Source organism: Arthrobacter sp. V1I7 (genome assembly GCF_030817015.1).
Classification (GTDB): Bacteria; Actinomycetota; Actinomycetes; order Actinomycetales; family Micrococcaceae; genus Arthrobacter.
Window position 1 is genome coordinate 520,164 of sequence record NZ_JAUSYS010000001.1, and the last position, 11,795, is coordinate 531,958.

Sequence of the window (11,795 nt, forward strand, 5' to 3'; positions counted from 1 at the left end):
TTCTCCACGGATGGAGTTTTGGCCGGTGACGGCCGTAACGGCTCATGAACAGCGGCGGAAGCGCGTTCCGGCGCCGGGTGGAACGGGCCGCCGAGCTCCGTGCGGTGCGGGCCAGCGGCAGTACCGCCCGGGAGAACGACGAGCTGACTGCCGCGGAGGAAGAACTCCGGCAGAAACGCGCGAAGGTGGACGACGCCGCGAAGGCGGAATACCTCATCCGCGAGGCCATGGCGCAGGGGAAGTTCGACAACCTGAAGTACGCCGGCAAGCCCATCCCGGGACTGGGGGAGGCCTACGATCCCGACTGGTGGGTCAAGGGCCTGCTGCAACGCGAGAACATCACCGGCCTTGGCCCGAAAGCCATTCTGCTCCGCACCGAGGACGCCGGACTCGACGCCAGGCTCGATGCCCAATTCTCCGAGAAACAGGTGCGGGACATCCTGGAAGACTTCAACCGGCGCATCATCGACGCGCGGCGGCAGCTCCAGGGCGGGCCGCCCGTGATCACAAAGACCCGCGACGTCGACGCCGAACTGGAACGCTGGCACGCCCGCCGGGCGGCCACCGCTGCTGCTGCCCCACCGGAGCCGGAGAAGAAGGGTCCCTGGTGGCGCCGGATCTGGCACACTTCCTAGGCGCCGGCCTCGGCTTGGTCGGCATCGAAGCCCGCCAGCAGGCGCCGCGCGGCCGTATCCATGTGCGAGCGCATTGCGGCCGTGACGGCAGACTCGTCCCGTGCTTCCAGCGCGCGGAAGATCTCCCAGTGTTCGGCCAGGGCTGCCGCCGCATGGCCCTTCTCGGTCAGCGCCCGGTCCACCCAGATACGCAGCAGTGAGCGGATGCTTTGAAGCAGTTCCTGCAGGACCTGATTGCCTGAACTGGTTGCGATTTCACGGTGGAAGGCGGCGTCGGCCTCCACAAAGACGCCCAGGTCGTCCAGGCTGCCCTCCATCGTGGCGAGGTTGCCGCGCATCCGCTCCAGCGCCTCATCGGTGATCCGCTTGGCCGCAAGCTGCCCGGCCTGCACCTCGAGGCCGCCGCGGAGTTCCACCAGTTCCCGGGTGCGCGGGGCGCCCAGCATGAGTCCCCAGCTGAGGGTGCGGGGGAGCAGTTCGGAGATGCCGTCGCGAAGGTAGGTTCCGGAGCCGGGCCGGACAATGACGATCCCCAGGATCTCGAGGGCAGCCAACGCCTCCCGGACGGCGGAGCGGCCGACACCCAGGGACGCAGCGAGCTGGCGCTCCGCAGGCAGCCGGGTTCCGACGGCGATCTCACCGCTGGTGAAGTAGGCCAGCAGGCGTTCCGCTACCTCGGACACCACGGAGCCCTGCTCCATGGAACCGAGCGCGGCACTGATTTTGGCCGACGAGGCGGCGGAGTTAACGGACACACTGAAAGCGTAACAACCTCAGCCCTTGGGCAAAGTCTCCGGCAGGCCGACGAAACATACATGTCAACCGGTTGACCAATTTTCAAAATCGTCTTATGGTGTTAATCACAGGCTTACTCGCGGGCCGGCCAGCTTCGCGGAAACAGGCCTTGAGACACCTCCCCGGCGTCCGGCGAAGGACGCTCCGGAGACCAACATCTAGGAGTCAATGTGGACACCGCACAATCGGTGGTCGAAAGATCTGCAATCAGGAAAGTGGCGGTCCGGCTGGTGCCGTTCGTTGCTTTGATGTTCTTCATCAACTACCTGGACCGGACAGCGATCTCGTTCGCCGGTCCCAATGGCATGAACACCGACCTTGCCCTCTCGGCAGCTCAGTTCGGTTTCGCTTCCGGCGTCTTCTTTATCGGCTACATCCTGCTGGAGGTCCCCAGCAACCTGGCGCTGCACAAGTTCGGCGCCCGGCGCTGGCTTGCACGCATCATGGTCAGCTGGGGCATTGTCTCGCTGCTGTTCACCTGGGTGGGCAACGTGGAGCAGCTTTACGTCCTGCGCTTCATCCTGGGTGTGGCCGAGGCCGGCTTCTTCCCCGGCGCCATTCTCTTCCTTAGCCTCTGGGTTCCGTCCCGGCACCGCAGCAAGATCCTTGCCCTGTTCTACTTGGCCCAGCCGCTGACCACCGTGATCGGTGCCCCGCTCGCCGGCCTCCTCATCCAGCAGCACGGACTCTTCGGACTCGCCGGCTGGCGTGTCATGTTCTTCGGCGTGGCCATCCCCGCCATCATCGTCGGCATCATCGCCTGGTTCTACCTGGCTGATTCCCCCGCGAAGGCCAAATGGCTGACCCAGGAGGAGAAGACCTGGCTGACCGCGGCCCTGGAGACGGAAAAGAAGGCAACCGCGGCCAGCAACAAGCACGTCAGCGTCCGCACCGTCTTCGGCAACGGCCGCGTCTGGATGCTGTCGGCCATCTACTTCGGTTTCATCTACGGCCTCTACGCGCTGGCGTTCTTCCTGCCTACCATCATCGCCGGCTTCGAAGGCATCTACGGCACCAAGTTCGATGTCTTCCAGAAGGGCCTGATCACCGCGATCCCGTACCTGCCTGCAGCCTTCGCGCTGTACTTCTGGTCCAAGGACGCCACCAAGCGCGGCGTCAAGACCTGGCACATCGCCCTGCCTGCCCTGATAGGCGCGGTCAGCATCCCGCTGGCCCTGTTCGCCGGATCGCCGGCCGCCACCATCGCCGTCATCACCATCACGGCCATGTCGATCTTTGCCGCGCTGCCCAACTTCTGGACGGTGCCCACGCAGTTCCTCACCGGCGCAGCTGCGGCTGCTGGCATCGCCCTGATCAACACCGTGGGCAACCTCGCAGGCTTCAGTGCCGGCTACATCACCGGCTGGCTCAAGGACCTGACCGGCGCCTACACCGTGCCGATGTTCGTCGTCGGTGGCTTCATGCTCCTTTCGGCCATTCTCATGGTGGTGCTGAGCCGCTCCGGCAAGGTCAGCGAAGGCATCCCCGCGGAAGCCCTGGACCCGACGGGAGCCGGGCACCACGCCGAGCCGTAACAGACCCGGAGGCGTCCCCCTCACCGGGGACGCCTCCGTACCAATCCGGACCGGCCGGGCGCACACCGCCGCCGCCAACACCTCACCCCGTCCCACCCGAACCACGACTTCCCCTTAGTTGGGCCCAGGAGCTCCCCATGACCCGCTTGTTCAATGAACCTTCGGCGTTCGCTGATGAAATGATCGAGGGCTTTGCCGCCTCCCACGGCCGCTGGGTGAAGCGTGTCTCCGGCGGCGTTGTCCGCAACACCAAGAGCACCCCGGACACGGTGGCGCTGGTGATCGGCGGGGGCTCCGGCCACTACCCGGCGTTCGCAGGCCTGGTGGGCCAGGGCCTGGCGCACGGCGCCGCTATGGGCAACCTGTTCGCCTCCCCGTCCGCCCAGCAGGTCTACAACGTGGCGAAAGCCGCCAACAACGGCGCCGGCGTGCTGCTGGGCTACGGCAACTACGCCGGCGATGTCCTGCACTTCAACCAGGCCCAGGACCGCCTCCGCAAGGAAGGCATCGAATGCCGCAGCATCGCCGTCACCGACGACGTCTCCTCCGCCCCGCTGGCCGAACGCACCAAACGCCGCGGCATCGCGGGGGACCTCACGGTCTTCAAGGTGGCTGCGGCAGCGGCCGAGGCCGGCTATTCCATGGACGACGTCGTCGCGGTCGCGGAGCGCGCCAACGACCGGACCCGCTCGTTCGGCGTGGCCTTCACCGGCTGCACCCTGCCGGGCGCCGAACATCCCCTGTTCTCCGTCCCGGAAGGCCGCATGGCTGTGGGCATGGGCATCCACGGTGAGCCCGGCATCGACGAAACGGACATCCCGACGGCGGATGAACTCGCCGAACTGCTCGTGGCTAAGCTGCTCACGGAAATCCCCGACGGTACAAGCGAGAGCCTGCGCCGCGTGGTCCCCATCCTCAACGGACTCGGCAGCGTCAAATACGAAGAGCTCTTTGTCGTCTACCGCCGCGTCGCACAGCTCCTCGCCGAGGCCGGCCTCCAGCCCGTAGACCCCCAGGTGGGTGAGCTGGTGACCAGCTTCGACATGGCAGGAACGTCACTCACGTTGTTCTGGCTCGACGACGAACTTGAATCCCTCTGGACTGCTCCCGCCGACACCCCTGCGTTCCGCCGCGGCGCCGTCACGGCCGAGGCGCTGGAAACCCAAGGCAGCGGGTATCTTGCCGCTGAGCCGACCGTGGAAATCCCGGACGCCAGCGAAGACTCCCGCGCCGGGGCCGGCCGCATACTAGCCGTTCTGGGCGCGGCGAAAACAGCGGTGGATGCCAATGTCGAGGAACTCGGCCGGATCGATGCGATCGCCGGCGACGGCGACCACGGCATCGGGATGGAACGTGGAATCGGAGCGGCCGTGACGGCCGCCGCAGACGCCGTTGCCCGCGGGGCAGGGGCCGCGACCACGCTGCATCTCGCCGGTGACGCGTGGGCCGACAAAGCCGGCGGGACCTCGGGGGCGTTGTGGGGGATGGCGCTCCGCGCCGTCGGCGACTCCCTCGGCGACTCCAGGGCTCCCGACGCGAGCGCTGTCGCCGATGGCGTGGCCGGCGCTGCCGCCGCGATCATGGAATTCGGCAAGGCAAAACCGGGCGACAAAACACTGGTGGATGTCCTGGTCCCGTTCCGCGACTCGCTCAGCGCCGGCGTCAGTGCCGGCAGAACCCTCGGCGTCTCTTGGGGCGTGGCAGCCACAGTTGCCGAGCAGGCGGCCGAAGCCACCGCACAGTTGCTGCCGCTCATGGGGCGTGCACGCCCCCACGCCGAAAAGAGCCTCGGCACCCCCGACGCCGGCGCCGTCTCCATGGCGCTGATCGTACGAGCCATTTCCAACACGCTCATCGAGCGGACCACCATTAAGGAGAAAGCATGAGCGCCAAACTGCGCCTGGTGATCGGAGCCGACGACGCCGGTTTCGACTACAAGGAGGCCCTGAAGGCCGATCTGGTAGCGAGCGATCTCGTTGAATCGGTCCAGGACGTGGGCGTGGATGCCACCAGCCACACCCCTTACCCGTCCGTCGCCATCGCCGCCGCCGAACTCATCGCCGCCGGCAAGGCCGACCGTGCCCTGCTGGTCTGCGGCACCGGCCTGGGCGTCGCCATCGCCGCGAACAAGGTCCCCGGCGTGCGGGCTGTCACTGCCCATGACAGCTTCTCGGTGGAGCGCTCCGTCCTGAGCAACAACGCCCAGGTGCTCACCTTCGGCCAGCGCGTCGTCGGACTGGAACTGGCCCGCCGGCTGGCCCGCGAATGGCTCACGTACACCTTTGACGAAACCTCGGCCTCGGCGGAGAAAGTCACGCTGATTAAGGACTACGAGGGTGTCACTTCCTGCTAAGGGCCCCACGGGCCCCACTCAGCCGAGGGCCATCATCGGCGTCAGCCTGAAGATGTACTTCGGCCACGAACGCACGCTCGACTGGTGCCGCGGCGTCGCCGGGATCGCGGTGGACCACCCCGCCGTCCGCAGCGGCGAGATCGAACTCTTCGCCCTGCCGGCCCATCCGGTCCTCGCCGAAGCGGCACGGATCCTGGGCGCTGCCGGGGCGGCCTCCGGGGCCCAGGACATCTTCTGGGAGGACGAGGGTGCGTTCACCGGCGAGGTCGGTGGCAAGATCATCGCCGAGGTCGGCGGACGGTTCGCGGAAGTGGGCCACGCCGAGCGGCGCCGCATCTTCGGTGAAGACGATGACGTGATCGGGTTGAAGACCGCGGCCGCCTACCGCAATGGTCTGACCCCGGTCCTGTGCGTTGGGGAACCCGGCCACGGGACGGCCGCAGATGCCGTGCGGCACTGCATTCGCGAAATCGATGCCGTGCTGAACCGGGCCGAGAGCCTCGGCCAGTCCGGCCGGACCATCGTCGCGTACGAACCGCAGTGGGCCATCGGCGCCGCCGAACCCGCGACGCCGTCCTTTATCAGCGACGTGATCCGCGGCCTGGACGCGCACCTCCGCAGCCGGACCGGGCAGGCGGACAGCCGGGTCATCTACGGCGGCAGCGCCGGACCCGGACTGATCGGCCAGCTGGACCCGGCCGTGGCCGGGCTCTTCCTGGGCCGTTTCGCCCACGACCCGAAGGCGCTCCGGACCATCCTGGATGAGACCGCCGAACGGCTGGGGCTCCTGGCCGGAATGAAGATGACAGCATGAGCAGCCCCGCCGGCGCCGGCACGATCGGCCTCAGCAGCTACGCCTTCTTCTGGCAGCTCTCCGACAAGGTCGCGGAGCCGCTGAGCCTCCACGAGGCGCTGGAACGGACCGCCGCCTGGGGCGTCGACCTGTTCCAGATCTGCGACTACGAACCGCTCGAATCCATGAGCGCCGCGGAACTCAAGGACGTGCGGGCTACCGCGGACTCGCTGGGGATAGCGCTGGAACTGGGGACCAAGGGGATCCGCCCGGAGCACCTCCGGAAGTTCCTGCGGATTGCCGGCATCCTCGGTTCGCCGCTGCTGCGGACGATGTTCAACAGCGCCGGCCATACCCCCGCAACGGAGGAGGCCATTGCAATCTTCAGGGAGGTGCTGCCGGAGTTCGAGGCGGCCGGGGTGAAGATCGCGGTGGAAACCTACGAGCAGGTCCCCACCGCCCGGGTCCTGGAAGTCATCCGCAGCGTTGACAGCCCGAATCTGGGAATCTGCAGCGATCCCGCCAATACGGTGGCGGCCCTTGAGCTGCCCCGTGAGGTGATTGACGCCGTCGCGCCCTATGTCCTCAATATGCACATCAAAGACTTTGCATTCAGCCGCAAGGAGGGGTGGGTCGGGTTCACGTACTCCGGCGCGCCGCTCGGCGAGGGCCTTCTGGACTATGACTACATGGCCGGAAAGCTTCAGCCCAAAGAAAGAAACATCAACCAGATTGTCGAGCACTGGCTGCCGTGGCAGGACTCCGAGGAAGAGACCATCCGCCTCGAAAACCAGTGGACCCAGCAAAGCCTCGATTTCCTAAGGAGCAAGTGAAATGTCAGCAGAACAATTGACCGTCGCCGTCATCGGGGCCGGAGGCAAAATGGGGTTGCGTGTTTCAGCCAACCTCCAGAAGAGCGCCCACAACGTCTTCTACAGCGAGAACTCGCCTGCCGGACAGGAACGCGTCCGCGCCGAAGGACGCGAGATCAGCAGCACCGAGGACGCCATCAAGGACGCCGACGTGGTGATCCTCGCCGTCCCGGACACCGTGCTGGGCATCGTTTCCCAGGGCGTGGTTCCCCAGATGAAGTCCGGCGCCATCCTCCTCACGCTTGACCCCGCCGCCGCCTACGCCGGACTTTTGGCCAAGCGCGACGACGTCGTCCAGGCCGTGGCCCACCCCTGCCACCCGTCCGTGTTCCTGGAACGCACCACCAAGGAGGAATGGGCCGATACCTTCGGCGGCCAGGGCGCCCCCCAGAACGTCGTCGCCGCCATCGACGAGGACGCCTCCGAGGAGACCCGGGCCGCCGCCGAAGCCACCATCAAGGTGATCTACGCGCCCGTGATCGACGTCCACTGGGTCACCGTGAAGCAGTTGGCCATCCTGGAACCCACCCTGGTGGAGACCGTGGCGTGCATGATCGGCACCCTGCTCAACGAGGCCCTCCACGAGACGGTGCACACCGCCGGCGTCCCGGAGGAAGCAGCCAAGGCCATGCTGTTCGGCCACGTGCAGATCGCCCTGACCAACGCCCTGCGCGGCTCCAACCCGTTCTCCGAGGCCTGCGAAATCGCCATCCAGTACGGCAAGGACACCATCATCAAGGACGACTGGAAGAAGATCTTCGACGACTCCGAGCTGGACAGTGTGATCGCCAAGATGCTCAAGCTGGACTCCGTCCAGCGCTGAGTCATCCGGCCGCGCCGGCTTCGCCGCGGCCGGACAGCAAGTTCTGAGGACGACGGCGGGATGCTCCCGCCGTCGTCCTCTTTGCGTGTACGCCCAGCAGCTCGTCCGCGTCGCACCAGCGCCGGTCTTCACCGGGTTCGATGCTCCGCGTCGCCGGGCGGCCGCTGCGTCGAAGTTGGCTAGACGAGGCTTTCCTGCGTGTCGCGCTGGTCCGCTGCGGCCGGCGGGGTCCGGACCAGGTGGGACTGAACGTGCTGCCCGAAGGGGCTGAAGCGGCCTTGGCCCAGGTCTGCGAAGTCGTACGCGCTTTCCGCGTGTTCAGAGCGGTCCACACCGGAGGCTTCGGCTTCGGGGCTGACCCGGAATCCGATGGTCCTATGGATGGCCAGCCCGATGACAGCCGTCCCGAGCCCGGACAGCAACACGGTGAGGACGACGGCGACCAGCTGGGCGGTCAGTTGCTGGAGCCCGCCGCCGTAGAACAGCCCGCCGCCGACACCGTCGACCGGCAAGGCGATGAAGCCCAGCGCGAGAGTGCCGATCAGTCCGCCGCCAAGGTGGACGCCGACGACGTCGAGCGAGTCATCAAAACCGTATCGGTACTTCAGGTCCACAAACACGGCGCAGGCGGCGCCGGCGAGCAGGCCCAGGCCGACGGCGGCGATCGGACTGATGTTGGCGCAGGATGGGGTGATGGCAACGAGACCGGCGACAACGCCGGACGCGGCGCCGAGGGAGGTGGGGTGCCCGTGGCGGATCTTTTCCGTGACCAGCCAGCTGAGCAGGGCCGCGGCCGGAGCAGCCAGCGTGTTGATCCAGATCAGGCCCGCCTGCTCGGCCGTCGTCGCGGCGCCGGCGTTGAAGCCGAACCAGCCGAACCACAGGATGCCGGCGCCCAGCATGATGAAGGGTATGTTGTGCGGGCGGTGGGCGGGGTCCTTGCCGAACCCCTGGCGGTTGCCCAGAATCAGCACCAGGACCAGCGCGGCGGTGCCGGAACTGATCTCCACCACGGTCCCGCCGGCGAAGTCGATCACCTGCCCGAAGACCGCGCTGACGGCTCCATGCTGGCTCATCAGGCCACCGCCCCAGACCATGAAGGCGAGCGGGCAGTAGACAACCGTGATCCAGATGGGCACGAAGAGGGCCCACGAGGTGAACTTGGCGCGGTCGGCGATGGCGCCGCTGATCAGTGCCACGGTGATGATGGCGAAGGTCGCTCCGTAGCCGGCCTTAATCAGTTCCGGTGAACCGAGGAGGCTCTGCAGACCGAAGCTGGCGAACGGATCGCCGAAGATACCCAGCACGCCGTTGCCGCCGGTCATCGAGTAACCCCAGAGGATCCAGACGACACCGACGGTTCCCGCAGACACGAAACTCATCATGATCATATTGAGCGAGGCTTTGGCCCGCGTCATGCCGCCATAAAAGAGGCCCAGGGCCGGTGTCATCAGCAAGACGAGCCCTGCCGAAACCAGCATCCAGACGTTTCCCGCAGTGAGCTCCACGTGCGTGTCCCTTCTCCACAAATCGCCTACCGGGGCGCATCACCTCCGGCCCCCAGTCCGGCTTCAATGCTCCCGGGTTCGTGTTTCCGGGAGTGGGAAGGAATATTGCAGGGAAGTTACGGGAAACGGGCCGGCATTAAGATCACGTGACGGTCATGTTTCCGGGATATTAACGGGTGCTCATGAGGGGCCTGGGTTAGAACTTCGCGAGCTGGGTCAGATAGCCGTAGTACTGCTTATCCTTCGGGCGGATCGGGTCCCCGTCGAAGCCGTGGTCATGGTCCCTCTTGTTGAAGTTCTCGGCCCGGTCCAGGAAGTCCTCCATCACGTCTTTGCCTGAGCCGCGGCAGTCGTCCTGGCTGATGCACCGTGCTACCGAGCCTGCCACGGCGGGGCTCGCAAAGCTCGTTCCGTGGTTGACGCCGTAGTGGCCGCCCGGCGCGGTGGACAACATGCAGACGCCCGGTGCGGCGACTGTGTGGCGCTTGTCCCTGGAGCGCGTGGCGAAATTCGAGAAGAAGGCAGGGCTGGTCGTCGCGTTGTCCGACGTCGGCCCAGTTTTCAGGACCGCAGACCGGCGCAGCAACTCCACCGGGACGTCCGTCGAAGTCTGCCATTGCCGTCGCGGTAAGCACCTCGCGATAGGCGGCCGGCACGGTGCCGGCGATATCGGCACCCGCGTTGCCGGCAGCGACCGCGTACGCGACCCCGGCCCTGACCGAGCGGCAGATCGCGTAGTGCATCGGATCCGAGCCGCGACCGCAGTCGGCCGTGTCGCTGCCCGGACCGCCGATGCTGATGTTGGCCACCTCGATGTCGTTGCCGCCGTCATCGTCCCTACGCGTCGACGTCACCCAGTCGATGGCGCAAATCAGGCTCTCCTCGGTGATCACGTCGTAGTCGTCAACCACCCGGACGGACCACAGCGGTGTGCCGGGAGCCGTGCCGATGATCCCGAGGTTGTTGTTCCGGGCGCCGATGATGCCTGCCACCGCGGTCCCGTGACCCAGCTTGTCGATAGGGCTCACCGCGACCGGCGTTCCCGTGGAGCAGTCAACGCCGCCCCGCACGTTGAGGTCCGGGTGGGCGCCGTCGATTCCGCTGTCAATGACGGCCACATTCACGTCGACCGAATCCGGCGCATCCCCGCTGCTGCCATCTCCGACGGTCTTGTTCCTGGCCTCGTCCACGGTTCCGCCGATGCGCAGCCACCAGAACGGGGCGACCTCGGCGTCGGAGGGTACAGGGTCGTTCGGCGTGTCAAAGGTACGGCCCATGGTGACGAACTCAACGTCAGGTTCGATCGCGACGGCCTGCGCCTCCGACGCAGTCATCGTGCCGGCATAGCCGCTCACCGCGTGGCGGTAGACCCTGGCTGCCGTGAAGCCGTATTTACCTTGGTGGGCAGCTGCAACAGCGCCCGCGTCCGGTACCGTGTCTTTGAGGACCACAATGTAGCTTTGCTCTGCCCCGGCGCCGAGCGACGGGGCCGCGGCAACCACACCGCCACCGAGGGCCAATGCCATCGCGGCAAGAATCCCCAGCATCCGCCGGCGCCACGCTCCCCGGGTCGGCGGATACGCGGAACTCCAACGCCGCCGCGGCCGGACCGCCCCCGAGGGTAGACGTGATTGGGCAGAATGACCCGGGACCTGACTGTACATTGTGGCCTCCCATGACGCGTCTTCGCTATCGAGTGCCCCCTCTCCGATGGTAGGCCCTTTGAAAAACCTTGGACAGCGTTGACGACCGTAAATTAGGGGCCAAGATCCAGCTCGTGAGGTTAGGAAACGGCTGCGTGGTCCGCGTCCTCCGGCCCGACGAACGCGCATGAACCCCCGTGCCGCGCCGGACGGGTGCAGGTACGTCCAGTGGGGAGATGGACGTTGGCGCAGCGGCCCGCCATGGCGACGTCCTCGCGGACATGGGGGCTGCTCAGATCGGGCCGGACCTCTCCGTGTTCGGTCGTTGGAGGGATATCGGCCAAGTCGTCGTCGTGACTGTTCATATCGGCGGAACTCCTCTGCAGTTGCTGATTGCAGCATGGCGGGCAGTCTCGGACGAGTCCGTTACTCCAGACTCACACAGCCGGATTAACGTCGGGTTACAAGCCCGTTAGATCCAGGTCACGGACGTTGACTCGCCCTACAGTTGGAGCCAGTGCCGTTCAAAGTCGGGATGATCAAGGTAGGGCAAAGCGAGGGCATTGAGGGATAGCGTGGTCCATTCGAGGGCCTCCGGACTCCACGGGGCATCCCCGTCCGAAGCGCGGACCATCGCAGCCAGGGCCGCCTGGCGGGCGGATTCGACGATGCCGATCAGCCGTTTTTTGGCCTCACATTCCAACAGGAGGCGGCGCTCGTACCATTCGCCAGACCGGGAGAGTGATCTGGCATTGAGCAGATTCCGCGCCGCCGCCTCGTCTTCGGCGATCCGCTGGGACAGGAACTCGACAACGTCCACACCTCGAGATTACGCGCC

At 66.4% G+C, this 11,795-nt stretch carries 11 protein-coding genes and 2 pseudogenes; 7 read left to right on the forward strand and 6 right to left on the reverse strand.

The window, feature by feature from the left end:
* Nucleotides 1-44: 44 nt before the first annotated feature.
* Complete coding sequence (locus QFZ69_RS02450; protein ID WP_306915416.1) at nucleotides 45-635, forward strand: DUF1992 domain-containing protein; 591 nt, start codon at nucleotides 45-47, stop codon at nucleotides 633-635.
* Here the strand turns inward: QFZ69_RS02450 and QFZ69_RS02455 are convergent.
* The gene (locus QFZ69_RS02455; protein ID WP_306915418.1) at nucleotides 632-1,390 is read right to left on the reverse strand and encodes a FadR/GntR family transcriptional regulator; all 759 of its coding nucleotides are present in this window, start codon (nucleotides 1,388-1,390) and stop codon (nucleotides 632-634) included. The two genes, QFZ69_RS02450 and QFZ69_RS02455, sit on opposite strands and share 4 nt — an antisense overlap.
* Before the next feature lie 210 nt (nucleotides 1,391-1,600).
* Between QFZ69_RS02455 and QFZ69_RS02460 the strand changes: the two genes are divergently transcribed.
* From QFZ69_RS02460 to QFZ69_RS02485, 6 genes are all read left to right on the forward strand, one after another.
* Complete coding sequence (locus tag QFZ69_RS02460; RefSeq protein ID WP_306915420.1) at nucleotides 1,601-2,965, forward strand: MFS transporter; 1,365 nt, start codon at nucleotides 1,601-1,603, stop codon at nucleotides 2,963-2,965.
* A 137-nt stretch (nucleotides 2,966-3,102) separates the two neighbouring features.
* Nucleotides 3,103-4,851 (forward strand): dihydroxyacetone kinase family protein, encoded by a 1,749-nt coding sequence (locus tag QFZ69_RS02465; RefSeq protein ID WP_306915422.1) that lies wholly within the window; start codon nucleotides 3,103-3,105, stop codon nucleotides 4,849-4,851.
* Nucleotides 4,848-5,318, forward strand: a complete 471-nt coding sequence (locus tag QFZ69_RS02470; RefSeq protein ID WP_306915425.1) for a ribose-5-phosphate isomerase — start codon at nucleotides 4,848-4,850, stop codon at nucleotides 5,316-5,318. The genes QFZ69_RS02465 and QFZ69_RS02470 overlap by 4 nt, the downstream gene beginning before the upstream one ends.
* A complete protein-coding gene (locus QFZ69_RS02475) occupies nucleotides 5,302-6,132 on the forward strand; it encodes a triose-phosphate isomerase family protein (RefSeq protein WP_306915427.1) in 831 nt (276 codons plus the stop codon). Before QFZ69_RS02470 ends, QFZ69_RS02475 begins: the two co-directional genes overlap by 17 nt.
* Nucleotides 6,129-6,944 carry a sugar phosphate isomerase/epimerase gene (locus QFZ69_RS02480; RefSeq protein WP_306915429.1) on the forward strand — a complete coding sequence of 272 codons (816 nt, stop codon included), beginning with the start codon at nucleotides 6,129-6,131 and terminating at the stop codon, nucleotides 6,942-6,944. Before QFZ69_RS02475 ends, QFZ69_RS02480 begins: the two co-directional genes overlap by 4 nt.
* Before the next feature lies 1 nt (nucleotide 6,945).
* Nucleotides 6,946-7,806 (forward strand): phosphogluconate dehydrogenase C-terminal domain-containing protein, encoded by an 861-nt coding sequence (locus QFZ69_RS02485; RefSeq protein WP_306915431.1) that lies wholly within the window; start codon nucleotides 6,946-6,948, stop codon nucleotides 7,804-7,806.
* A gap of 179 nt (nucleotides 7,807-7,985) precedes the next feature.
* Here QFZ69_RS02485 and QFZ69_RS02490 read toward each other — a convergent pair whose 3' ends face one another.
* The 5 genes and pseudogenes from QFZ69_RS02490 to QFZ69_RS02510 all read right to left on the reverse strand — a co-directional run bounded on the left by QFZ69_RS02490 (nucleotide 7,986) and on the right by QFZ69_RS02510 (nucleotide 11,777).
* Nucleotides 7,986-9,287 carry an ammonium transporter gene (locus tag QFZ69_RS02490; protein ID WP_373463158.1) on the reverse strand — a complete coding sequence of 434 codons (1,302 nt, stop codon included), beginning with the start codon at nucleotides 9,285-9,287 and terminating at the stop codon, nucleotides 7,986-7,988.
* Between the two features lie 223 nt (nucleotides 9,288-9,510).
* Nucleotides 9,511-9,642, reverse strand: a complete 132-nt coding sequence (locus tag QFZ69_RS02495) for a hypothetical protein (protein ID WP_307000494.1) — start codon at nucleotides 9,640-9,642, stop codon at nucleotides 9,511-9,513.
* A gap of 84 nt (nucleotides 9,643-9,726) precedes the next feature.
* Nucleotides 9,727-9,990: pseudogene (locus QFZ69_RS02500) on the reverse strand (hypothetical protein); the annotation flags it as partial.
* Nucleotides 9,983-11,359 (reverse strand): annotated as a pseudogene (locus tag QFZ69_RS02505) (S8 family serine peptidase); the annotation flags it as partial. The pseudogenes QFZ69_RS02500 and QFZ69_RS02505, both read right to left, overlap by 8 nt.
* Nucleotides 11,360-11,459: 100 nt before the next feature.
* The gene (locus tag QFZ69_RS02510; RefSeq protein WP_306915435.1) at nucleotides 11,460-11,777 is read right to left on the reverse strand and encodes a DUF6221 family protein; all 318 of its coding nucleotides are present in this window, start codon (nucleotides 11,775-11,777) and stop codon (nucleotides 11,460-11,462) included.
* Nucleotides 11,778-11,795: the final 18 nt, after the last annotated feature.

What these genes read in the sequence shown, in the direction of transcription:
- QFZ69_RS02450 (WP_306915416.1), top strand. Translation starts at nt 45, where the DNA reads ATGAACAGCGGCGGAAGCGCGTTCCGGCGCCGGGTGGAACGGGCCGCC.
- QFZ69_RS02465 (WP_306915422.1), top strand. Translation starts at nt 3,103, where the DNA reads ATGACCCGCTTGTTCAATGAACCTTCGGCGTTCGCTGATGAAATGATC.
- QFZ69_RS02470 (WP_306915425.1), top strand. Translation starts at nt 4,848, where the DNA reads ATGAGCGCCAAACTGCGCCTGGTGATCGGAGCCGACGACGCCGGTTTC.
- QFZ69_RS02480 (WP_306915429.1), top strand. Translation starts at nt 6,129, where the DNA reads ATGAGCAGCCCCGCCGGCGCCGGCACGATCGGCCTCAGCAGCTACGCC.
- QFZ69_RS02485 (WP_306915431.1), top strand. Translation starts at nt 6,946, where the DNA reads ATGTCAGCAGAACAATTGACCGTCGCCGTCATCGGGGCCGGAGGCAAA.
- QFZ69_RS02490 (WP_373463158.1), bottom strand. Translation starts at nt 9,287, where the DNA reads ATGCTGGTTTCGGCAGGGCTCGTCTTGCTGATGACACCGGCCCTGGGC.